1 pseudogene is annotated in these 1,136 nt (G+C 41.1%); it reads left to right on the top strand.

Going from position 1 to position 1,136, the window contains the following annotated elements:
• Positions 1-1,136 (top strand): annotated as a pseudogene (locus tag AC4PL9_RS03195) (hypothetical protein); the annotation flags it as partial.

The raw sequence follows: 1,136 nt of genomic DNA, 5'->3' as shown, positions 1-1,136 counted from the left end.
ATTCCTATAGGCGTGATTTGTATTGTAATGGTGGGGGATTTGATTAACCTTGACCTGAAATATTTAAATACTGATGGTGAAGAGCGAAGAGGTGAAAAAATATACAACCAGTGGCAGAAAGTAGAAGAGAAACGTTATCCCTTATCTCCAAAAGATGCCGACATACAGATTTTGGAAGCAGAAATGGCCGCCAATCCTGAATTAAGAGCAGAGATTGATAGAGCCGGAGAGGCAGCGTTACGTTTAGCGAAAGAAAATGATTATTCGAGAACGGCAACCAACAACTACATACAGAGAGAGCGTTTTCGGGTATATAACGAAAGTACTAATTTCCGTGTGGCAGATGTTACAGATCCTGTTTCATCATCTTCCAGAGCATCCTACTGGCATGAGTCTGTTGGTGGATACCATGGAGCCAAGTTGAGAAGATATCAGAACCTATTTGAGTTTGATTATATTCCCTATGACAGACAGGTTCTGAACATGCTGAATACAAAGTATATCATTCAGGGGACCGAGCAAGGACCTGCTGCACGAAGAAATGCGGGAGCAATGGGGAATGCATGGTTAACCCAATCGGTAGTCATTGCGGAGAATGAAGATGAAGAGATCTTAAAGTTAGGAAAGGTCTACTCGATCGAGCCGCAGTCCGGGTGGAAGCTTTCTGTTAATGATGAGCGAAAGGAGAAAACACTGGTTTATGGTAGAGAAGACATAGTCGTATCAAAAGATCAGGATTCTATTCTGGTACAATGGCCCGATGGTCTGACTGTATCAACTACAGCTTATTTGGTGACAGATTCAAACGGAACCATAGATTGGGTGAATGCAGGAACCGTTGAGCAGGATACAACTGATTCATTTACACCTGTTCTTAAACTACTTGTCGATTATAACTTTGATCCGTCAAAAATGACAATCGTTAATGCAAGTAGTGAAAGTACTGTTGGAAAAACTGAATTTTCAGGAAAGGGTAAAATAGAACTGAAAGATCGGACTCTGAATAAAATTACCTATGAGTTTGAATCTGACGAAGAGCAGTTGGCTGTTTTTTCAGAAATCTACTACCCACTGGGGTGGACTGCTAAAATCGATGGAAAAGAAGCAGAACACATTCGTGTCAATTATGTGTTACG

This window comes from Wandonia sp. (assembly GCF_984588085.1).
Note: the sequence above shows the minus strand (reverse complement) of the source record. Positions and strands in the feature narration are given on the sequence as shown.